15 protein-coding genes and 3 rRNA genes are annotated in these 21,531 nt (G+C 70.9%); all 18 read right to left on the reverse strand.

The window, feature by feature from the left end; translation table 11 throughout:
- Nucleotides 1–7: 7 nt before the first annotated feature.
- A complete protein-coding gene (locus FB476_RS09680) occupies nucleotides 8–1,153 on the reverse strand; it encodes a glycosyltransferase family 4 protein (protein ID WP_141818580.1) in 1,146 nt (381 codons plus the stop codon).
- Complete coding sequence (locus tag FB476_RS09685) at nucleotides 1,150–2,808, reverse strand: lipid II flippase MurJ (RefSeq protein WP_141818581.1); 1,659 nt, start codon at nucleotides 2,806–2,808, stop codon at nucleotides 1,150–1,152. The genes FB476_RS09680 and FB476_RS09685 overlap by 4 nt, the downstream gene beginning before the upstream one ends.
- Nucleotides 2,805–3,614 carry a hypothetical protein gene (locus FB476_RS09690; RefSeq protein WP_238329647.1) on the reverse strand — a complete coding sequence of 270 codons (810 nt, stop codon included), beginning with the start codon at nucleotides 3,612–3,614 and terminating at the stop codon, nucleotides 2,805–2,807. The genes FB476_RS09685 and FB476_RS09690 overlap by 4 nt, the downstream gene beginning before the upstream one ends.
- Nucleotides 3,611–4,720 carry a copper transporter gene (locus tag FB476_RS09695; protein ID WP_141818582.1) on the reverse strand — a complete coding sequence of 370 codons (1,110 nt, stop codon included), beginning with the start codon at nucleotides 4,718–4,720 and terminating at the stop codon, nucleotides 3,611–3,613. The genes FB476_RS09690 and FB476_RS09695 overlap by 4 nt, the downstream gene beginning before the upstream one ends.
- A complete protein-coding gene (gene steA / locus FB476_RS09700) occupies nucleotides 4,721–5,902 on the reverse strand; it encodes a putative cytokinetic ring protein SteA (protein WP_141818583.1) in 1,182 nt (393 codons plus the stop codon).
- The gene (gene recN, locus FB476_RS09705; protein WP_141818584.1) at nucleotides 5,899–7,668 is read right to left on the reverse strand and encodes a DNA repair protein RecN; all 1,770 of its coding nucleotides are present in this window, start codon (nucleotides 7,666–7,668) and stop codon (nucleotides 5,899–5,901) included. The genes steA and recN overlap by 4 nt, the downstream gene beginning before the upstream one ends.
- Nucleotides 7,665–8,624 carry an NAD kinase gene (locus tag FB476_RS09710; protein ID WP_202876948.1) on the reverse strand — a complete coding sequence of 320 codons (960 nt, stop codon included), beginning with the start codon at nucleotides 8,622–8,624 and terminating at the stop codon, nucleotides 7,665–7,667. Before FB476_RS09710 ends, recN begins: the two co-directional genes overlap by 4 nt.
- Nucleotides 8,621–9,469 carry a TlyA family RNA methyltransferase gene (locus tag FB476_RS09715; RefSeq protein ID WP_141818585.1) on the reverse strand — a complete coding sequence of 283 codons (849 nt, stop codon included), beginning with the start codon at nucleotides 9,467–9,469 and terminating at the stop codon, nucleotides 8,621–8,623. The genes FB476_RS09710 and FB476_RS09715 overlap by 4 nt, the downstream gene beginning before the upstream one ends.
- Nucleotides 9,466–9,687: a hypothetical protein gene (locus FB476_RS09720; protein ID WP_141818586.1), complete on the reverse strand. Its 222-nt coding sequence runs from the start codon at nucleotides 9,685–9,687 to the stop codon at nucleotides 9,466–9,468. Before FB476_RS09720 ends, FB476_RS09715 begins: the two co-directional genes overlap by 4 nt.
- A 2-nt stretch (nucleotides 9,688–9,689) precedes the next feature.
- Complete coding sequence (locus FB476_RS09725) at nucleotides 9,690–10,526, reverse strand: HAD-IIA family hydrolase (protein ID WP_141818587.1); 837 nt, start codon at nucleotides 10,524–10,526, stop codon at nucleotides 9,690–9,692.
- Nucleotides 10,523–11,788: a tetratricopeptide repeat protein gene (locus tag FB476_RS16685; protein ID WP_202876949.1), complete on the reverse strand. Its 1,266-nt coding sequence runs from the start codon at nucleotides 11,786–11,788 to the stop codon at nucleotides 10,523–10,525. Before FB476_RS16685 ends, FB476_RS09725 begins: the two co-directional genes overlap by 4 nt.
- 106 nt (nucleotides 11,789–11,894) lie before the next feature.
- A 5S ribosomal RNA gene (gene rrf / locus FB476_RS09735) occupies nucleotides 11,895–12,011 on the reverse strand.
- 96 nt (nucleotides 12,012–12,107) lie between these two features.
- Nucleotides 12,108–15,229, reverse strand: a 23S ribosomal RNA gene (locus tag FB476_RS09740).
- Between the two features lie 414 nt (nucleotides 15,230–15,643).
- Nucleotides 15,644–17,163 (reverse strand): 16S ribosomal RNA (locus FB476_RS09745).
- Together the 16S, 23S and 5S rRNA genes form the textbook arrangement of a ribosomal RNA operon.
- A gap of 361 nt (nucleotides 17,164–17,524) precedes the next feature.
- Complete coding sequence (gene tyrS, locus FB476_RS09750; RefSeq protein ID WP_141818588.1) at nucleotides 17,525–18,784, reverse strand: tyrosine--tRNA ligase; 1,260 nt, start codon at nucleotides 18,782–18,784, stop codon at nucleotides 17,525–17,527.
- Between the two features lie 69 nt (nucleotides 18,785–18,853).
- Complete coding sequence (locus FB476_RS09755) at nucleotides 18,854–19,516, reverse strand: DNA-3-methyladenine glycosylase (RefSeq protein WP_238329648.1); 663 nt, start codon at nucleotides 19,514–19,516, stop codon at nucleotides 18,854–18,856.
- A 4-nt stretch (nucleotides 19,517–19,520) separates the two neighbouring features.
- Nucleotides 19,521–20,942, reverse strand: coding sequence for an argininosuccinate lyase (gene argH / locus FB476_RS09760; protein ID WP_141818589.1), 1,422 nt, complete (start codon nucleotides 20,940–20,942; stop codon nucleotides 19,521–19,523).
- Nucleotides 20,943–21,015: 73 nt separating this feature from the next.
- Nucleotides 21,016–21,513, reverse strand: a complete 498-nt coding sequence (gene argR, locus FB476_RS09765; protein ID WP_141820135.1) for an arginine repressor — start codon at nucleotides 21,511–21,513, stop codon at nucleotides 21,016–21,018.
- Nucleotides 21,514–21,531 lie beyond the last annotated feature (18 nt).

A 21,531-nucleotide genomic window follows, 5' to 3' on the forward strand; every position in this document is an offset into this window, starting at 1 on the left:
GCATCGCTCAGACCCCCCGGTATGCGGTCAGCGCGGCCTCGAGCTCGTCCTCGCGGTCGGGCAGCTGCGCGGACCGCGCACGGGCGAGGCGGCGCAGGTCGGCGCGCAGCTCGGGGCTGGTGAGCACCCGGTCCAGGGCGTCGGCGAGCTCGCGCGCCCGCTCCGGTCCCGGCTCGGCACCGACGAGCAGACCCGCGTCGCCGACGACGGTGCGCGTCCCGCCGACGTCGGTGGCGACGACGGGCGCGCCCGCGTGGATGGCCTCCTGGATCCAGACCGGCTGGCCCTCCCACCGGGCGGCGGACACGACGACGTCGGCCGCCAGGAGCAGGTCGGGCAGGTCCGCGCGGTGCCCGAGGAGCCGCACGTCGGTGAGCTCGTGGGCCGCGGTGATGCGCGCCTCGAGGGCTGCGCGGGCGGGCCCCTCCCCCGCGACCACGACGACGGGCGGCGGGCCGGTGTGCCCCTGCCCGTGCCACCGGGCCGTGAGCAGGTCGACCGCGTCGACGAGGGTGACCTGGTCCTTCTGGCTGCTGAGCCGGCCGGCGTTGACGACCAGCGCGACGTCGTCGTCGGGCGCCAGGCCCAGCCCCCGGCGGACGCGTGCCCGGATGCTCCGACGCTCCTCCTCGGTGACCGCCACCGGGACGGGCGCCGCGACGACCGCCAGGCGCGGTTCGCGGGCGCCGGCCCGGGCGGCCCGCTCCAGGAGGTCGGGCGAGACGCCCAGCACCAGGTCGGCCCCGTGCGCCACCACCTGCTCGAGGACGGCGTAGACGGTCCGCGCGGCCCGGCCCTCAGGAGGAGCGTTGTGGCTGGTCACGACGAGGCAGGGTCGCTGGCCCCGCGCCACCTTGCGGGCGGTCACCGCCAGCGCCCCGGCCCGCAGCCCGTGGGCGTGGACCACGTCGGCCCCCTGCAGGACGCCGCGCAGCAGCTGCACCGACCGCCGGTCGCGCACCGGGTGGGGGCGGGAGCCGATCGGCACCTCGAACCAGGTCACGCCCTCCGCGGGGCGGCCCAGGGAGGCGACGACCGGGGACGGGCAGGCCACGACGACGCGGAGGCCCGCGGCCCCGAGGCTCTCGGCCAGCGAGCGCACGTGCGTGCCGACCCCACCGGCGACCATCCCCATGACGAGCAGCACCTTCATGACCTCATCCTCTCCACGATCTCGCGCCAGGTGCTCGGTGAGAGGACGCGCAGGCCGAGGGCGGCCAGGGCGAGGACGACGACCCCGGCGACCACCGCGCCACCGAGGACGTCGAGCCAGCGCACGGCCGGGTCGGGCAGGACCAGCTCGACGACGGCCAGCCCCGCGCCCGCGCCGACGAGGGCGGCCAGCCCGCCGCGCACGACCCCCTGGACGACTTCCGGGCCCCAGGCGCGCACGACCTCGACGAGCAGCAGCACCCCGGCCACCGTCATCCCGACGCTGGACCCCACGGCGAGGAGGAGAAGGGTGCGTGCGGCGTCGGAGCCGGGCGCGACCAGCAGCAGCGGCAGCAGCCCGGCGACCGCCCACCCCAGGCACGCGGCCGCCGCGGCCCGCGCCGGCGACCCGAGGGCGTAGAGGGCACGGGTGCAGACGGCGACCAGGGCGAAGCCGACCAGGCCCGGCGCCAGCGCGGCGAGCGTGGTCGGCAGCGCGTCGAGGGCGGCCCTGCCGGCGCCGTCCGCACCGACGTCCAGCAGCAGGAAGCCGACGCCCACGTGGGCCCGCAGCCCCACCAGGACGGCGGCGGCGACCACGGACACGGCGACGGAGAGGACCAGCGCCCGTCGCAGGACCGGGACGGCCTCGGCCCGGGCGCCCGTGAGCCGCGGGAAGGCGACGGTCGCCAGAGGCACGACCAGGACGGCGTAGGGCAGCAGGTAGGCGGTCTGGGTGTAGGTCCACACCGTCAGGGCGGCGACGCCGGTGGCGGCGTTGGCCAGCAGGAGGACCACCACCGTGGTCAGCTGCTGGGCGCCCACGACGGCGATCCCGGCGAGCGCGAGGGCCCCGGCGCGCCGGCCCGTGCCGGCCGGGAAGCGCCAGGTCGGCCGCCAGCGCACGCCGAGGCGTGCCGAGGGGATCAGGAGCGGCAGGCTGAGCGCGGCCACCCCGAGCGTGGTGCCGCCGGCCAGCAGCCAGACCGCTCGCGCGGGGAGTGCGACCAGCGGGTCTCCCGCGTCGTAGGCGGCGCCGAAGAGCAGGTAGACGGCGATCACCACGACGCTGGACAGCAGCGGCGCCAGGGCGGCCGCCAGGAACCGCCGGTGCGCCTGGAGGACGCCCGCGAGCACGATGCCGACGCCGTAGAGGACGAGCTGGGGGGCGAACAGGACGAGCATCAGACGCGCCGCGTCGAGGGCGGCGCGGGGGTCGCACCCGTCAGGGGTGCCGAGGAGCCACAGCGTGACGGGGCCGGCCGCCACGGCGACGAGCGCGGCCAGCGGGAGCAGGACGGTGAGCGCCCAGGTCAGCAGCGCCGACGCCGTGCGGTCGGCGCTGTCCTCGTCACCGCGCTGCAGGTGGCCCGCGACCAGCGGCACCGCGACGGCGGCGAGCGCTCCGCCGGCCGCCACCTCGAAGAGGACGTTGGGCACCTGGTTGGCCGTGACGTAGACCTCGCCCACGCAGGTCGCGCCGACCGAGCCGGAGAAGACGAACCAGCGGACCAGGCCCACCGCCCGGGCGGCGAGCGTGACCGCCGCGACCAGCCCGGCCGCCGCCAGCATCCCCTGGGCCGAGAGCCGGGGGCTGGGCGACTCCCCCGGCCGTGGCGTGCCCGGGCCCCCGCCGGCCGGTCGGCCGATGGTCACGACGGTCGGCCCCAGCGGTCCAGGCGCCGGAGCACCGGGGTGGAGTCGATGACCTGGCTGAAGCTGACCCGCTCGCTGGCGAGCGTCAGCGCCGTGACGACGGCCAGGGCCGCCCACCGGCCACGCGTGCCCAGTGCCCGCGCCGCCGCGACGCCCACGGCGGCCCCCAGCGGGTTGGCCCCGGTGTCACCGAGCATCGTGGTGCCGCGCAGGTCGTCACGGAGGACGACCGCGGCGGACCCGGCCGTGGCCCCCGCTGCGGGGCTGCCGGCCAGCGCGAGCGGCAGCGCCGGGGCGAGGAAGACCTTGAGGGCACGGCCCGGACGGAGGTCGAAGAGGTTGGCCAGGTTGGCGGACCCGGCGACCAGCCCAGCACCCGCCAGCGTCGCCAGCGGGTCGTGGCGCCCCTGGCGCCGGTCCACCCAGGCGCAGGCGGCCAGGCCGGAGCCGGCGAGGAGGGCGATCTTGAGGGCCCCGGTGGTCACCTCCCCCCGGCGCAGCGCCGTGAGGTGACCGCGCAGACCCTTCGCCGCGGTCGCCGACCCGGCGAGGTCGTCGGCCGCCCCTGCGACGGCGGCGCCCGCGACGGCCAGCGCGGCCGGGGGGTCGAGGAGGACCAGCGGCGCGGTGGTGCCGGCCGCCAGGGCGAGCCCCTCGACGAGCGTGACGGTGTCGCCGGCGTGGTTGGTGCGCTCCCACCGCCGGCTGCCGCCCGGGAGCCGTCCGGCGCGGTGCAGGGCGAGGACCCCGGCGGTCGCCGCGGCGGCGGTCGCGGCGCACAGCGCGGCGGTCGGCAGGGCTCTCACGGCGCCGAGGTGCTCGTCGCCCCGTCGCCCGCCGGGTCCCCGACGAAGCCGTCGTCGCCGCCCTCGTCGTCGGTGCCGTCGGCCGGCCCGGTCTCCTCGGGCAGGGGGACGGCGACGCCCGGGGCGCGCACCGGGGGCATGGCCGGCAGCGGCTCGTCGGCGCCCCGTCCGAGGCCGTAGTGGCCGGACTCCTCCTGGAGCTCCCAGGCCAGCCCGAGGGCCGCGGCGATCTGCCCCGAGAGGTGCTCGACGTTGTCGACCGTCGACACGCGGTCGGCGAGGTCGCGGTCGTCGCGCACGGCGGCGACGAGCGGATCGAGGGTGTCCTCGCCCTCGGCCGGCGGCCGCTCCGTGCCCGTGCCGGTCACCACCAGCGGGACCCCGAGCTCGCCCAGGCCGTCGACGAGGTCGAGACGGAGCGCGAGGGCGCGCTGCCCGTCCTCCTCCTGCGCGGCGGCGGCGTCGAGGTCGCCGCCCACGACGACGAGCGCGTCGGAGGGACGGCGGTCGGTGAAGGCGTCGACGGTGCCTCCGCGCCAGGTGAGCTCGACCAGGCCGGCGTCCTCCAGCTCCGCACCGGCGGTGATCCAGGCGCCCAGCCTCCCGGGCTGGTCGGCGCCGGCCAGCACCGCGGCGAGCACGGTGGCGGTGGTCGGGCTCGTGCCCTCGCGGGGCGCCGGGACCTCCAGGGTCTCGGCCAGTCGCGTCAGCAGCTCCTCGTCGGGGGTGGGACCGGCCCAGTCCTCGGACACCTCCACGGTGAGGCCGACCTGGCCACCGGCGCGGTCCAGCTGGCGCTCGAGCTGCTCCAGGACGTTGCGGTCGGCGCCCGGGAAGATCACGACGCCGACGCGGACCCCCTCGAGGGTGCCGTCGAGGGCCCGCCCGGCGGTGCGCTCCAGGGCGCGCTCGCGCGCCTCGGCGCGCTGGTTGGCCAGGTCGACCTCGTTGCGCAGCTCGGTGCGCTCGGCGCGCAGCTGGCTGACCTCCCCCTCGAGGGTGGAGGACAGGCCCTCGCGCAGCGGGCCCGCTCCCAGCACGATCCCCACCGCGAGCGCGATGAAGACGGCGACGAGCGAGACCAGGTGGTATCGGAAGTCGATCAACTAGAACAATCCCTCGATCCAGGCCCAGACGTCGTCCCATCGTACGGCGAGGACGCCGAAGAAGGCCCGACCTCCGGGGGTGGCCAGCAGCGCTGCGACCAGCGCCGACAGGCCGGCGAGCGCCAGCCAGAGCAGGGAGAGGCTGGAGATGCGGGAGCGGTAGAGCAGGCTCACGCCCTTGGCGTCGACGAGCTTGCTGCCGACGCGCAACCGGGTGAGGAAGGTGCTGGCCATACCCTGGCGCCCCTTGTCGAGGAACTCGACGAGCGTGGCGTGCGTGCCGACGGCGACGATGAGCTCGGCGCCCTTGTCGTCGGCGAGCAGCATCGCGATGTCCTCGCTGGTGCCGGGCGCCGGCAGCACCTTGGCGTCCTCGATGCCGAGCGCCTGCACCCGCTCCAGGCCGGGGGCCCGACCGTCGCGGTAGGCGTGGACGACGAGCTCGGCACCGCAGGTGAGGCCCGCGTCGGACACCGAGTCCATGTCGCCGACGATGAGGTCGGGGCGCAGCCCCTGCTCCAGGAGCGCGTCCGCGCCGCCGTCGACCCCGATGAGGATGGGCCGGGCCTCGCGGATGAACGGGCGCAGGGTCTGCAGGTCCTCCTTGTAGTGGTAGCCGCGCACCACCACGAGGACGTAGCGGCCGGTGAGGTCCGTGCGCAGCTCGGGCAGGCCGATGCCGTCGATGAGCAGCTCGCGCTCGGCGCGGACGTAGTCCATGGTGTTCTGGGAGAACGCCTCGATCTGCGCCGAAAGGTTGGCGCGCGCGTCCTGCATCTGCGAGGCGACCAGCGCGGGCGTCAGCCGCACCCCGCGCGCCACGACGGAGCCGTCGACGACGAGCTCGGACCCCTCGACGACCGCCAGCGTCCCCTCGGGCAGGCGCATGACCTCCGGGCCGCACATGTCCACGACCGGGATCCCGGCGTCGAGGAGGATCTCCGGCCCGCGGTTGGGATAGGCGCCGGTCGTGCTGGGCGCGGCGTTGACGACGGCCGCGGGCGAGCAGGCGACCAGCGCGAAGGCGCTCACCTGGTCGAGGTCGTCGTGGTCGATGACCGCGATGTCACCGGGCTGCAGGCGCTTGGTGAGGTCCTTGGTCCGGGGGTCGACCCGGAGCGGCCCGGACACGGGCCCGACGGGCTCGCGCGGGCCCCTGCGGGTGGGTCCCGGGGCGGTCATCCGGCCATCGTCGCACGTCGCGACAGCAGCTCGCGGGCGTGCTCCAGCGCGGCGTCGGAGTCGGCGACCCCGCCGAGCATGCGGGCCAGCTCGGCCTCCCGCTCGGCACCCTCCACGGCCACGACCCCGCTGCTGGTGACCTGTCCGTCGGTGCTCTTGCGCACGACGAGGTGGCGGTCGGCGTAGGCGGCCACCTGGGCCAGGTGGGTGACGACGAGCACCTGGGCGGTCCGGGCCAGCGTCGCCAGCCGGGCGCCGAGGTCGAGGGCGGCGCTGCCGCCGACGCCCGCGTCGACCTCGTCGAAGACGTAGGTGGGGACGGTGCCGTCGCCGCAGACGAGCTCCAGGGCGAGCATGACGCGGGAGAGCTCGCCGCCGGAGGCCGCACGCGTGACCGATCGGGCCGGTGCCCCCGGGTTGGCGGCGAGGCGGATCTCCACCTCGTCCAGGCCGTGCGGGCGCGGGCGGACGGAGCGACCGTCCTCGAGCACGACGGTCGCGGCCGCCCCGCCGTCGCCGTCCTCGGCGTCGCCGGAGACCCACCGCGGCTCCACGCGGACGCTCACCTCGGCGCTGCCCATGGCGAGGTGGGACAGCTCGCGGGTCACCGCGGCCCCCACGCGCTCCGCGGTCGCCGTGCGGGCCGCGGTGAGGGCGGCCCCGGTCCGCGCGACCTCCTGACGGAGGGCCTCGGTGGACCGTCGCAGCTCGGCGAGGTCGTCGTCGGAGACGTCGATCTCGGCCAGCTCGTCCGCGAAACGGCGGGCCAGTGCGAGCATCTCGGTCGTGGACCCGCCGTACTTGCGCAGCACGGCGGTGAGGTCGGCCCGGCGCTGGTGCACCTCCGCGAGCCGCTCCTCGTCGACCTCGACGGCCGTGCCGTAGGAGGCCAGGTCGGCCGCGAGGTCGGAGCCCAGGTAGGCGAGCTCGTCGAGGCGGCCACGCAGCGCCGCGAGCTCCTCGTCGTGCGCGGCGGCGGGCCCGAGCGCGGCACCGGCGGTGGCGAGCAGGGCGGTCACGCTGGGCTGGTCGGGGCCGGGGTCGTCGCTGCCGACGAGCGCGTCGTGGGCGAGGAGCGCCGCGGACCGGAGCTCCTCGGCGTGGGTCAGGCGCTCGGACTCCGCCCGCAGGCGGTCCTCCTCGCCCTCCTCGGCGTCCACGGCCTCGATCTCCTCCAGGGCACCACGGAGCATGCCCACGCGCACGGCCCGCTCGGCGGCGGTGCGGGTGAGCTCCTGCAGCCGGGCGACCGAGGCCCGCCAGGCCTCGTAGGCCCGCTCGTAGGCGCCGCGCGCCTCGGCGACCTCGCTCCCCCCGGCGGTGTCGAGGAGCAGCCGGTGCTGGTCGGCGTCTCGCAGGCGCCACTGGTCGGCCTGGCCGTGGACGGCCACGAGGTGCTCGCCGATCTCCGCGAGCACGGCGACCGGAGCGGCCCGTCCGCCGACATGGGCGCGCGAGCGTCCCCCCGCCGCGACGGAGCGCACCAGGAGCAGGCCGTCCGTCGCGTCTCCCCCGGCCTCCTCGGCGCGCACGGCCGCGGGATGGGTCGCGGGCACGTCGACCTCACCCTCGACGACGGCCTGCGGGGTGCCGGCCCGGACCATGCCCGCGTCGGCGCGCGCACCGAGCAGGAGCCCGAGGCCGCTGACGACCATCGTCTTGCCGGCTCCGGTCTCGCCCGTGATGACGTTGAGTCCGTCGGAGAGCTCCAGCTCGGCGTCGTCGATGACGCCCAGCCCCTGGATGCGGATGCGGCGCAACGTCATACCTCGCCTCCGCGGTGACGGCCGGGAGCCGGGCGCACGAGACCGGCCTGCGCCGCGGGGCCGCGCCACCCGGTGACGGGCAGCGCGAACTTGGCCACGATGCGGTCGGTGAAGGGCTCCTCGGAGAAGCGGACGAGACGCACCGGGGTGGCGCTGCGGCGCACCTCGACCCGGGCGCCGGGAGGCAGCTCGACGGTGCGGCGGCCGTCGCACCACATCACGCCGTGGACGTGGGAGTGCGGGACGACCTCGACGGCGAGCCGGGTGTCGGGGCCGAGCACGAGGGGCCGGGCGAACAGGGCGTGGGCGGAGATGGGGACGAGCAGCAGGGCCTGCACCTGGGGCCAGACCACCGGGCCGCCGCCCGAGAAGGCGTAGGCCGTGGAGCCGGTCGGCGTGGACATCACCACGCCGTCGCAGCCCCACGTGGACAGCGGGCGGCCGTCGACCTCGACGGCGACCTCGAGCATGCGTTCGCGCGCCGACTTCTCGACGGAGGCCTCGTTGAGCGCCCAGTTCTGGGCGACGACGCGGTTCTCGTGGAGGACGTCGACCTCGAGGGTCATCCGCTCCTCCACGTGGTAGCGGGCGCCCACGATGCGCTCGACCACGGTCTCGATGTCGTCGCGCTCGGCCTCGGCCAGGAAGCCCACCCGGCCCATGTTGACCCCGAGCAGCGGGACCCCGGCCGGCCGCGCGATCTCGGCGCCGCGCAGGATCGTGCCGTCGCCGCCGAAGACGACCACGAGCTCGTAGCCCGTGGCGTCGACGTGGGAGGGGACGGGCGACTTGGGGCTCACGACCCGGTCGGTCGGCACCGTCTCGTGGGTCGGCGGTGCCTCCGGCACGACCTCGACCTCGATGCCGTGCCCGGCCAACCGCTCCGCGAACTCCTCGGCCAGGTCGGGCACCTCGGGGCGCGTCGGGTGCGTCACCAGCATGATGCGACGGGTCACCGGTCCTCCTCCTGGCTCAGGTCGTGGCAGCGCTGCGCCAGCTCCTCGGGTGCGAGGCCCCAGCCAATCATGCCGGTCCGACAGGGTCGCAGCCACAGGAGGTACTCGACGTTGCCGGCCTCGCCCGTCAACGGGGACCGTGCCAGGTCCATCACCGCCAGGCCCTGCTCCCGGGCGGCGGTGGTGACGTCCAGCAGGACGTCGTGACGGGCCCTGGCCGATCGCACGACGCCCTCGGAGCCGAGGGCCTCGCGCCCGACCTCGAACTGCGGCTTGACGAGCAGCACGAGCTCGGCGTCCTCGTCCACCAGGCCCGGGAGGACCGGCAGCACGAGGCGCAGGGAGATGAACGACAGGTCGCCGACGACGACACCGACCGGGCCACCGACGTCCGAGGCGGTGACGGTGCGGACGTTGGTGCCGGAGAGATCCGTGACACGCGGGTCCTCGACGAGACGGGGGTCGAGCTGGCCGTGGCCGACGTCGAGGGCCACCACGGAGGCGGCACCGTGCTCGAGCAGGACCTGGGTGAAGCCGCCGGTCGAGGCGCCGACGTCCAGGCACCGTCGCCCGCGTACCCGCAGCCCCTGGGGCTCCCAGGCCTGCAGGGCGGCATCGAGCTTGACGGCCCCGCGGCCGACCCAGCCGCGGGTGATCCACGCGGACGTGGCGGTGGGGTCGGGCTCGACCGAGAGCTCCTGCTCCGGCGCGACGGGGGTGGCCGGACGCGTCACGGTCTCCCCCTCGAGGCGCACGAGCCCGTCGCGCACGAGCGCCTGCGCCTGGGTGCGGGACCGTGCCAGGCCTCGGGCGACGAGCTCGGTGTCGAGACGTCGGGCGCTCATCGCGGGCCGGGACGTGCCTGCCCCGGCGGAGCGGGCTCCGGCGGCGACGTCAGCCGGGCCTGCAGGGTGCGGTGGGCCTCGGCCGCAGCCTCGGCGTGCGCACCAGGCCCCTCGGCGACGGCACGGTCGAAGGCCGCGAGCACGTCGTCCACACCCCGGTCACCCGTCACCGGACGCTCGGGTGCCGGAGGGGTGCCGGGCCGGCCCTGGTCGCTCATGCCTACCTCCACAGGTGTGCCAGGTCGGGGATGGTGGCGGCCACGTGGTCGGGCCGCAGGTGCTCGGGAAGCGCCTCGACGTCCTCGCGACCGGAGACGCCGGTGAGGACGAGTGCGCTGCGCAGGCCGAGGGCGGCCGCCCCGGCGATGTCGGTGTCGAGCCGGTCCCCCAGCATCAGGCAGTCCTCGAGCGGCAGCCCGAGCCGGTCGACTGCGATCCGGTAGGCCGGGGCGTGGGGCTTGCCGACCACCTCGGGACGCGATCCGGTGGCGTTGGCGACCGCGGCGACGAGCGAGCCGTTGCCGACGGCGAGCCCACGCTCGGTGGGGAGCGTGGCGTCGTCGTTGGTCGCGACCCAGGTGGCGCCGCCGGCGACGGCGTAGGCGGCCTCCGTCAGGTCGAGCACGCCCAGCCCGGGCCCGTAGCCCTGGACCACCGCGACGATCCGCAGCGGCTCGCCGGACGTCGCTGCCTCCCGGGTGCGCTCCGGAGACACCCACGGCAGGCCGACGTCGTCGAGGGCGAGCCCGACTCCGCGGCCGCCGACCGCGAGGACCAGGCCGTCCTCCAGCGCCAGCTCTCCGCCGTCCACGCGGGACCGCAGCACGTCGGCCGCGACCTGCGAGGCGTTGAGCACCTCCTCAGGAGAGGTCGCCAGGCCCAGTCGCGAGATGTGGGCGGCGACCTCCTCGGGGGGACGCGAGGCGTTGTTGGTCATGAAGAGCAGCCGCACCCCGGCGTCCCGGGCCCCCTGCAGCCCGTCGATGGCGCCCTCGCACGCGGTGTCGCCACGGTAGACGACGCCGTCGAGGTCGCAGAGGAGGCCGCGGACCGTCACGACCGGGAGCTCCCGGCCCCGCTCTCGGGGCCGTCGCCCGGCACCGAGCCGTCGTCGGAGGCGGGTGCCCCGCCCGTGGGCTCGTCGGCGGAGGCCACCACCTGCTCGCCGTCGGCTGCGGGGCCGTCCTGCTCGTCGTCGTCCGCGAGGTCGAGGAACTCGGGCTCGTCGTCCCAGCCGAGCACCTCGGCCGCATCGGTCTCGCCCGTCTCGTCCACCTCGGCGGCCCGCCGGTACCACTCCTGCGCGTCCTCGACCTGACCGTCGGCCTCGAGGGCCGCGGCGTAGGCGTAGCGCAGGCGCGCGGCCCACGGGGCCTTCGGGCTGCCGGCCCGCGCCAGGTCGCGCAGGTGCTGGACGGCGGCCGCGGTCTGGCCCAGGTCGATCCGGGCGCCGGAGACCACGATCGCCATCTCGACGCGCTCGGCGGCGGGCAGCCGCGCGGCCTCGGGGGTCGCGGCGAGGTCGAGCGCCCGTTCGGGCCGGCCCAGGCCCCGCTCGGCGTCGGCCATGAGCGGCAGCAGGTGGTCCAGGCCGGAGAGTCGGCGGGCGGTACGGAACTCCGCGAGGGCCTTGGCCCACTCGCCACGGCGGTAGTGCACGACGCCCAGGGTCTCCCGGACACCGGCGACACGGCCGGCCCGTCGGGTCGCCGCCTGGGCGTGCAGCAGGGCGCGGTCGAAGTCCTCCTCGTCGAGAGCCCGCCCCACGGCCACGAGGTGGCGCGCGGTGCCGTCGGCGTTGTCCTTGCTCAGCGTGAGGAGCTCGGAGCGGAGCACCTTGTCCAGCTGGCCGGCCTCGATGTCGTCCGGCAGCTCGGGCTCGCGGGGACGATCCTCGCGCTCACGGCGGTCGGGACGGCGGTCACCGCTCCGGTCGAAACGGTCCCGGCCGGAGCGGTCGTCCCGCCCGCGGAACGGACGGTCCTCACGACCACGGTCGTCGCGGCCCCGGGCGGGTCGGTCGTCGCGTCCGCGGTAGGGACGGTCCTCCCCGCTACGGGCGGGGCGGTCCTCGCGGGACCGGGTCGGCCGCTCGTCGCGACCGCGGGCGGGCCGATCCTCGGCCCCGCGGGCGGGGCGCTCGTCCCGGGGGCGGTAGGGACGGTCGTCACGGGACCGGGAGGGCCGCTCGTCCCGCCGGCGCTCGTCACGGCGGTCGTCGGACCGTCGGTCACGCTCGGACCGGTCGCGGCGCGGACCGCGCCCCTCGCCGCGCGGACGCTCACGGTCGTCGCGGCGCTCAGCACGCTCATCGCTCACCAGACACACCTTCCCTCACTGCTGCAGACAAGACCCGGACATGCGAGTAGGCCCTGACCGATCTCCTCGTCGCCGAGGAGTGGTCAGGGCCCACTCTAGAAGTGTGGTCCGGCGGTGTCCTACTCTCCCACACCGTCTCCAGTGCAGTACCATCGGCGCTGTCAGGCTTAGCTTCCGGGTTCGGAATGTGACCGGGCGTTTCCCTGACGCTATGACCGCCGTAACAATATCGAGTTGTTCGAACATCTACCGGGCCCACACGGATGTGGGGGGTGTTCGTATCTCGAGAGACCGTACAGTGGACGCGTAACATCTTTGTTGTTTTAAGTTGTCGGCTTATTAGTACCGGTCAGCTCCACACATTACTGTGCTTCCACATCCGGCCTATCAACCCAGTAGTCTAGCTGGGAGCCTCTCACCCCTTAAGGGGCATGGAAACCTCATCTTGAAGTGTGCTTCCCGCTTAGATGCTTTCAGCGGTTATCACGTCCGAACGTAGCTAATCAGCGGTGCTCTTGGCAGAACAACTGACACACCAGTGGTTCGTCCATCCCGGTCCTCTCGTACTAGGGACAGCTCTCCTCAAGTTTCCTACGCGCGCAGCGGATAGGGACCGAACTGTCTCACGACGTTCTAAACCCAGCTCGCGTACCGCTTTAATGGGCGAACAGCCCAACCCTTGGGACCGACTCCAGCCCCAGGATGCGACGAGCCGACATCGAGGTGCCAAACCATGCCGTCGATATGAGCTCTTGGGCAGGATCAGCCTGTTATCCCCGGGGTACCTTTTATCCGTTGAGCGACGGCGCTTCCACAAGCCACCGTCGGGTCACTAGTCCCGACTTTCGTCTCTGCTCGACATGTCTGTCTCACAGTCAAGCTCCCTTGTGCACTTACACTCGACACCTGATTGCCAACCAGGCTGAGGGAACCTTTGGGCGCCTCCGTTACCCTTTGGGAGGCAACCGCCCCAGTTAAACTACCCACCAGGCACTGTCCCTGATCCGGATCACGGACCGAGGTTAGATATCCAGAACGACCAGAGTGGTATTTCAACGATGACTCCACGAACACTGGCGTGCCCGCTTCACAGTCTCCCACCTATCCTACACAAGCCGTACCGAACACCAATACCAAGCTATAGTAAAGGTCCCGGGGTCTTTCCGTCCTGCTGCGCGTAACGAGCATCTTTACTCGTAGTGCAATTTCGCCGAGTTCGCGGTTGAGACAGTGGAGAAGTCGTTACGCCATTCGTGCAGGTCGGAACTTACCCGACAAGGAATTTCGCTACCTTAGGATGGTTATAGTTACCACCGCCGTTTACTGGCGCTTAAGTTCAGAGCTTCGCCTTACGGCTAACCCGTCCCCTTAACGTTCCAGCACCGGGCAGGCGTCAGTCCGTATACATCGTCTTGCGACTTCGCACGGACCTGTGTTTTTAGTAAACAGTCGCTTCTCCCTGGTCTCTGCGGCCGTCGACGCTAACCCGCGAGGGGTTTCACGTCTTCGGCCCCCCTTCTCCCGAAGTTACGGGGGCATTTTGCCGAATTCCTTAACCACGATTCACTCGATCGCCTTGGTATTCTCTACCTAACCACCTGAGTCGGTTTGGGGTACGGGCGGCTCGAACCTCGCTAGGAACTTTTCTAGGCAGCATAGGATCACCCTACTTCCCGCATACACGGTCACCATCAAGCCTCGGACACTGATGGGGCGGATTTGCCACTCCCCGGTCCTGCGCTCTTGGACGTGGACTACCATCGCCACGCGGAGGCTACCTTCCTGCGTCCTTCCATCGCTTACCTACTACACGCTCGGGTCACGCGTTCCACTCCCCAGCCATCCACCCGAAGGTGAACAGCGACGGGAAGCTTCAGGCGCTTAGCATCACGTGATTCGGTACTGGGCGGTTCTTCGCCGGTTCCGGAATATCAACCGGATGTCCATCGACTACGCCTGTCGGCCTCGCCTTAGGTCCCGACTTACCCAGGGCAGATTAGCTTGACCCTGGAACCCTTGGTTATTCGGCGGAGGAGTTTCTCACTCCTCTTTCGCTACTCATGCCTGCATTCTCACTCGTGTCGCGTCCACACCTCGATCACTCGGATGCTTCACTCGCGACACGACGCTCCCCTACCCAGCAACACGCCTGGACCCACACAAGTGTGGGCCGAGCACTGTGTCACTGCCACAGCTTCGGTGGTGTGCTTGAGCCCCGCTACATTGTCGGCGCGGAATCACTTGACCAGTGAGCTATTACGCACTCTTTAAAGGGTGGCTGCTTCTAAGCCAACCTCCTGGTTGTCTCAGCAACTCCACATCCTTTCCCACTTAGCACACGCTTTGGGACCTTAGCTGGTGATCTGGGCTGTTTCCCTCTCGACTACGAAGCTTATCCCCCGCAGTCTCACTGCCATGCTCTCACTTACCGGCATTCGGAGTTTGGCTGACGTCAGTAACCCGGTGGGGCCCATCAGCCATCCAGTAGCTCTACCTCCGGCAAGAAACACATGACGCTGCACCTAAATGCATTTCGGGGAGAACCAGCTATCACGGAGTTTGATTGGCCTTTCACCCCTACCCACAGCTCATCCCCTCAGTTTTCAACCTAAGTGGGTTCGGGCCTCCACGCGGTCTTACCCGCGCTTCACCCTGGCCATGGGTAGATCACTCCGCTTCGGGTCTAGACCCAGCGACTATGGGCGCCCTGTTCGGACTCGCTTTCGCTACGGCTTCCCCACACGGGTTAACCTCGCCACTGAGCACTAACTCGCAGGCTCATTCTTCAAAAGGCACGCCGTCACCCCACAAGGAGGCTCCGACGGATTGTAGGCACACGGTTTCAGGAACTATTTCACTCCCCTCCCGGGGTACTTTTCACCTTTCCCTCACGGTACTTGTCCGCTATCGGTCACCAAGGAATATTTAGGCTTAGCAGGTGGTCCTGCCAGATTCGTACGGGATTTCTCGGGCCCCGTACTACTTGGGAGATGCGATACGGAGTCAGAGACATTTCGACTACCGGGGTGTCACCGTCTGTGCCAGGCCTTTCCAGACCCTTCGTCTATGACTCTGATTTCTTACTCCGCACCAGCGTGGTAGCACTGGTACACACATTCCCACAACCCCAGAACTGCAACCCCTACCAGGTATCACACAGAACTGGTTTAGCCTCTTCCGCTTTCGCTCGCCACTACTCACGGAATCACGGTTGTTTTCTCTTCCTGTGGGTACTGAGATGTTTCACTTCCCCACGTTCCCTCCACTCACCCTATATATTCAGGTGAGGGTGACAGGCGATGAAGCCTGCCGGGTTTCCCCATTCGGAAATCCTCGGATCAATGTCTGGTTATCGACTCCCCGAGGCTTATCGCAGATTCCTACGTCCTTCTTCGGTTCTTGGTGCCAAGGCATCCACCGTGCGCCCTTAAAAACTTAAAAGCTACAAAGATGCTCGCGTCCACTGTACAGTTCTCAACATACGACCAGGCCCACCCCAGGCAGTTCCTTCCACCACGCACACCCAGCTCATGCGAGCCAGGCGCGGGTCTGGAAGAACCCGGGGCCCCGGAAACCAGAGGCACTCGTACCCCACCACCCCATCACGGAGCGGTCGGGCCCGATCCCTCAGGACCCAACAACGTGTCAGCACCACACCCACCCACGCACCCGACGCTTTCCCCACCCCCGAAAGGGCCGTACTCACGAACCAGGCGCACAGCATGCGCGCGGCGACAGATCATCGACGTTCCACCCAGAGCAACCCACCGTGGAACACTCGTCCACGAAGCAGGCCACATACGACCAACCCCCACCAGCAACGCCGGCACGGGTTCGGTCAGTGATGCTCCTTAGAAAGGAGGTGATCCAGCCGCACCTTCCGGTACGGCTACCTTGTTACGACTTAGTCCCAATCACCAGTCCCACCTTCGACGGCTCCCTCCACAAGGGTTGGGCCACCGGCTTCGGGTGTTACCGACTTTCGTGACTTGACGGGCGGTGTGTACAAGGCCCGGGAACGTATTCACCGCAGCGTTGCTGATCTGCGATTACTAGCGACTCCGACTTCATGGGGTCGAGTTGCAGACCCCAATCCGAACTGAGACCGGCTTTAAGGGATTCGCTCCACCTCGCGGTTTCGCAGCCCTCTGTACCGGCCATTGTAGCATGCGTGAAGCCCAAGACGTAAGGGGCATGATGATTTGACGTCATCCCCACCTTCCTCCGAGTTGACCCCGGCAGTCTCCTATGAGTCCCCACCATCACGTGCTGGCAACATAGAACGAGGGTTGCGCTCGTTGCGGGACTTAACCCAACATCTCACGACACGAGCTGACGACAACCATGCACCACCTGTATACCGACCTTGCGGGGCCCCCATCTCTGAGGGTTTCCGGTATATGTCAAGCCTTGGTAAGGTTCTTCGCGTTGCATCGAATTAATCCGCATGCTCCGCCGCTTGTGCGGGCCCCCGTCAATTCCTTTGAGTTTTAGCCTTGCGGCCGTACTCCCCAGGCGGGGCGCTTAATGCGTTAGCTGCGGCACGGACCCCGTGGAATGGGACCCACACCTAGCGCCCAACGTTTACGGCGTGGACTACCAGGGTATCTAATCCTGTTCGCTCCCCACGCTTTCGCTTCTCAGCGTCAGTAATGGCCCAGAGACCTGCCTTCGCCATCGGTGTTCCTCCTGATATCTGCGCATTCCACCGCTACACCAGGAATTCCAGTCTCCCCTACCACACTCTAGCCTGCCCGTACCCACTGCAAGCCCGGGGTTAAGCCCCGGGTTTTCACAGCAGACGCGACAAGCCGCCTACAAGCTCTTTACGCCCAATAATTCCGGACAACGCTCGCACCCTACGTATTACCGCGGCTGCTGGCACGTAGTTAGCCGGTGCTTCTTCTGCTCCTACCGTCACAAAAGCTTCGTCAGAGCTGAAAGCGGTTTACAACCCGAAGGCCGTCATCCCGCACGCGGCGTCGCTGCATCAGGCTTTCGCCCATTGTGCAATATTCCCCACTGCTGCCTCCCGTAGGAGTCTGGGCCGTGTCTCAGTCCCAGTGTGGCCGGTCACCCTCTCAGGCCGGCTACCCGTCGTCGCCTTGGTAGGCCATTACCCCACCAACAAGCTGATAGGCCGCGAGTCCATCCACCACCGATAAATCTTTCCACCCCGTCCCATGCAGAACAAGGTCATATCCAGTATTAGCACCGGTTTCCCGGAGTTATCCCAGAGTGGAGGGCAGGTTACTCACGTGTTACTCACCCGTTCGCCACTAATCCACCCAGCAAGCTGGGCTTCATCGTTCGACTTGCATGTGTTAAGCACGCCGCCAGCGTTCGTCCTGAGCCAGGATCAAACTCTCCGATAAAAACCTAAACTCTTATCCAAGAGAATTGGTACCTGACAAACACCACCACACCCCACCGGGGGCGGCAAAGCATGGTGGCCAAAATACAAACTATGGCATCAATAATCTGACACGCTGTTGAGTTCTCAAGGATCGGACGCACACCAGTCGATCCGGCCTTCCGGCCTTGTTCTTCTGGGGCAACCTCTTCAGGTTATTCGCTTCGTTCTTCCGCAGTCAAATCCGCGTCTCGCGCTCTCGTGCGAGGAGATCGAAGTCTTGTGCCTGCCCGGGACCGGCCACCGGCTGGTGTCCGTGCCTCCCTGTCGGCGGGGCGAGATGTAACTGTAGAACGGTTCCGCGGCGGAGACAAATCCGCAGGTCAACCAACCTTTCGGGCGGCTGCGAGGTGCTTGCGCCCCCGTCGCAGCAGCGCGACGCGTCCGTGGAGGAAGTCCTCGTCCGTCAGGACCTGCTCGACGTCGGTCACCTTGGCGTTGTTGACGCTGACGCCACCCTCCCCCACGAGGCGACGGGCAGCGCCCTTGCTCTCGGCAAGGCCGGCCGCCACGAGCGCCTCGATCACGGTCGTGCCGGGCTCCACCTCGGCGCCGGGAAGCTCGGCCGTGGCGTCCTCCAGGGTGCGGGCGTCCACGCCCGCGGGGTCACCCTTGCCGAAGAGCACCTGGCTCGCGGCCTCGACCTGGGCGGTGGCCTCCTCCCCGTGGACGAGGCTCGTGACGTCGCGGGCGAGCGTCCGCTGCGCCTGGCGCAGGTGCGGTCGCTCCGCGGCCTCGGTCTCCAGGGCGGCGATCTCGTCCTGGCTCCGGTCGGTGAAGACCCGGAGCAGCTTGCCCACCTCGGAGTCGGCGACGTTGATCCAGTACTGGTAGAAGGCGTAGGGGCTCGTCATGTCGGCGGCCAGCCAGACCGCGTTGCCGGCGGACTTGCCGTACTTCTCGCCGTGCTCGTCGGTGATGAGCGGGGTGGTGAGCACGTGTGCCGACCCGCCCTCAGCGCGGTGGATGAGGTCGACGCCCGCGGTGAGGTTGCCCCACTGGTCCTGCCCACCCGTCTGCAGGGTGCAGCCGAACTCGCGGTAGAGGTGGAGGAAGTCGAGCGCCTGCAGCAGCTGGTAGCTGAACTCCGTGTAGGAGATGCCCTCCTGGCTCTCCAGCCGCGCGGCGATCGCCTCCTTGCGGATCATCTGGTTGACGCGGAAGTGCTTGCCGATGTCACGCAGGAAGTCGAGGGCGGACAGGCCCGCCGTCCAGTCGAGGTTGTTGACCATGACCGCGGGGTTGTCCCCGTCGAAGTCGAGGAACGGTCGCACCTGCTCCTGGATCCGGGCGACGTGCGAGGCCGTCAGCTCCTTGGTCTTGAGCACCCGCTCGGACGTGGGACGGGGGTCACCGATCAGGCCGGTCGACCCGCCGACGAGGCAGATCACCCGGTGCCCTGCGCGCTGCAGGTGCCGCAGGACGATGAGCTGCACGAGATTGCCGAAGTGCAGGCTCGCGGCGGTGGGGTCGAAACCGCAGTAGACCGTGATCCTGTCGTCGAGGGCCTCGCGCAGCGCGGCCTCGTCGGTGGTCTGCGCCACCAGTCCGCGCCACTGCAGCTCGTCCAGGATGTTCGTCACGGTGTCCAGGTCCTTCCGGTGCGGTCTGGGTGCGGCCCGGTGCCCGGGCCCACCCGCATGGGGTCAAGCCTACGGGCGGGCCGCACCGGCTCCGTCGGGCCGGGTGCGCGGGCGCCGGACGGCCGGCCGGTAGACCGAGACGGTCGGCTCCCCCTCCACCCAGAAGCGCCACGGGTAGCGGGAGGCGTCGCCGCCCTCGCCCGAGACGCCGACCCTCGGGCCGGAGCGCACGGCCGCCGCCGGCTCCGGGACGAGCAGCAGGTCGACCCCTGTCGCGGGGTCGAGCAGGTCGAGCCCGTCGTGCTGCCGGTCGAGCCCCAGCGCGGAGGCGAGACGGGCGGGACCGCGCGCCAGGTCGCGGGCCGGGTGCGGGCGGCTCCGTCCGGCGTCGCGGCGCCCTCGCGCGATCTCCTCCCCGGCCACCACCTCCCCCGCGCGCAGCAGCACCGCGGCGGCCTCGCCGTCCGGGCCGCACACCACGTTGCAGCACCAGTGCATCCCGTAGGAGAAGTAGACGTAGAGGTGGCCGGCCGGGCCGAACATCACCTCGGTGCGCGGCGTGGGACCGCGGAAGGCGTGCGACCCGGGGTCGGAGGTGCCGGCATACGCCTCCACCTCGGTGAGGCGGACGGTCACTCCCCCGGCGGACAGGTGCGCCCCGAGCAGGGCGGGCGCGACCTCGAGCACGGGGCGTGCGAGGTCGGCCCGCACCGCGGGACGCAGCGCGGTCACCGGATCAGTCCCGGATCACCGGCATCTCGGTGACCCAGTGCCGACGGGAGGCCGTCTCGTGGAGCAGGTGGGCACGCTGCTCGGCGACGCGCACCGGCGCCGTGCCCCCACGGGCGTTGCGGGAGGCCAGCGACCCCGGGACCGTGAGCACCGCGCGCACGTCCGGGGTGAGGTGCTCGCTGATCCGGGCCAGGTCGTCGTCCTGCAGGTCCTCCAGGCCGATGCCGCGCGACTCGCAGACCCGGACGCACTCCCCCGCCACCTCGTGGGCGATGCGGAAGGGCACGCCCTGCCGGACGAGCCACTCGGCCACGTCGGTGGCGAGCGAGAAGCCCTGCGGCGCGAGGGCCTCGAGTCGCTCGGGGTGGAAGGTCAGCGTCGCGACCATCCCGGAGACGGCCGGCAGGAGCACCTCGAGGGTGTCGACGGCGTCGAAGACCGGCTCCTTGTCCTCCTGGAGGTCCCGGTTGTAGGCCAGCGGCAGGCCCTTGAGCGAGGCCAGCAGACCCGCCAGGTCGCCGATGAGACGACCCGCCTTGCCGCGCGCGAGCTCGGCGACGTCGGGGTTCTTCTTCTGCGGCATGATGCTCGACCCCGTCGAGAAGGCGTCGTCGAGCGAGACGAAGCCGAACTCGGCCGTCGCCCAGAGGATGACCTCCTCGGCGATGCGGGACAGATCGACGCCGACCATCGCGGTGATGAAGGAGAACTCGGCGGCGAAGTCGCGGGAGGCCGTGCCGTCGATGGAGTTCTCGGTCGGGGCCGCCATGCCGAGGTCGGCGGCGATGGAGGCGGGGTCCAGGCCGAGGGAGGAGCCCGCGAGGGCACCCGAGCCGTAGGGCGAGATCGCGGCACGGCGGTCCCAGTCCACGAAGCGGTCGACGTCGCGCAGCAGCGCCCAGGCGTGGGCCTGCAGGTGGTGGGCGAGGAGCACCGGCTGCGCGTGCTGCAGGTGCGTGCGCCCGGGCATGGCGACGTCGGCGTGCCGCTCGGCCTGCTCGACGAGGGCCTGGACGACGTCGAGGATCTTGGCCGACAGGAGACGGGCCTGGTCGCGCAGGTACATCCGGAACTGGGTCGCGACCTGGTCGTTGCGCGAACGTCCGGCACGCAGGCGGCCACCCACGTCCGGACCGACGCGCTCGATGAGCCCCCGCTCGAGCGCGGTGTGGACGTCCTCGTCCGTCTCGGCCGGGGCGAAGGCGCCCGACTCGACGTCGGCACCGAGGGAGCGCAGCCCCTCGAGCATGGTCGCGAGGTGCTCGTCGGAGAGCAGCCCGGCCTTGTGCAGCACCCGGGCGTGCGCGCGCGAGCCCGCCAGGTCGTACGGCGCCAGGCGCCAGTCGAAGTGCGTGCTCTTGCTCAGCGCCGCGAGGGCGTCGCTCGGTCCGCCGCTGAAGCGGCCTCCCCACAGGCTCACAGTCATGGGTCCATCCTCCCTCAGTCCGCCGGGACGGCGGTCGGCGGTCGTGGTGCGCGGGCGGCGACGCCCTGCGCGGCTAGTCGCGGGTCTCGGTGTCGTGCGCGAGGGACAGCAGGCGGTGCGCGGTGGCAGGCCCGCCGTCCAGGGCGGTGGTGATCACCAGGATGGTGTCGTCACCGGCGATCGTGCCGAGGATCTCGGGGTCGTCGCTGCGGTCGATCGCCGCGGCGAGGAACTGCGCCGCACCGGGCGGGGTGCGCAGGACGACCTGGTTGCCGACCGCCCGGGCGCTCACGAGCAGCTCCTGCAGCAGCCGCACCAGGCGCGAGGACACCTCGAGCGCGTCCTGGGCGGGGCGCGGTGTCAGGTCGCCTCCCTCCCCCGGCACGGCGTAGACGAGGTGACGACCGCGTCGGACCTTGACCGCGCCGAGGTCGACGAGATCACGCGAGAGGGTGGCCTGGGTGACCGAGATGCCGTCCTCGGCGAGCAGGTCCAGCAGCTGGCCCTGGGAGCCCACGGCGTGACGCTCGAGCAGGTCGGCGATGCGCTGGTGCCGCGCCGCTCGCGTCATGGGAATGCTGGTCACGTC

The organism is Ornithinimicrobium humiphilum (assembly GCF_006716885.1).
In the GTDB taxonomy this organism is placed as follows: domain Bacteria; phylum Actinomycetota; class Actinomycetes; order Actinomycetales; family Dermatophilaceae; genus Ornithinicoccus; species Ornithinicoccus humiphilus.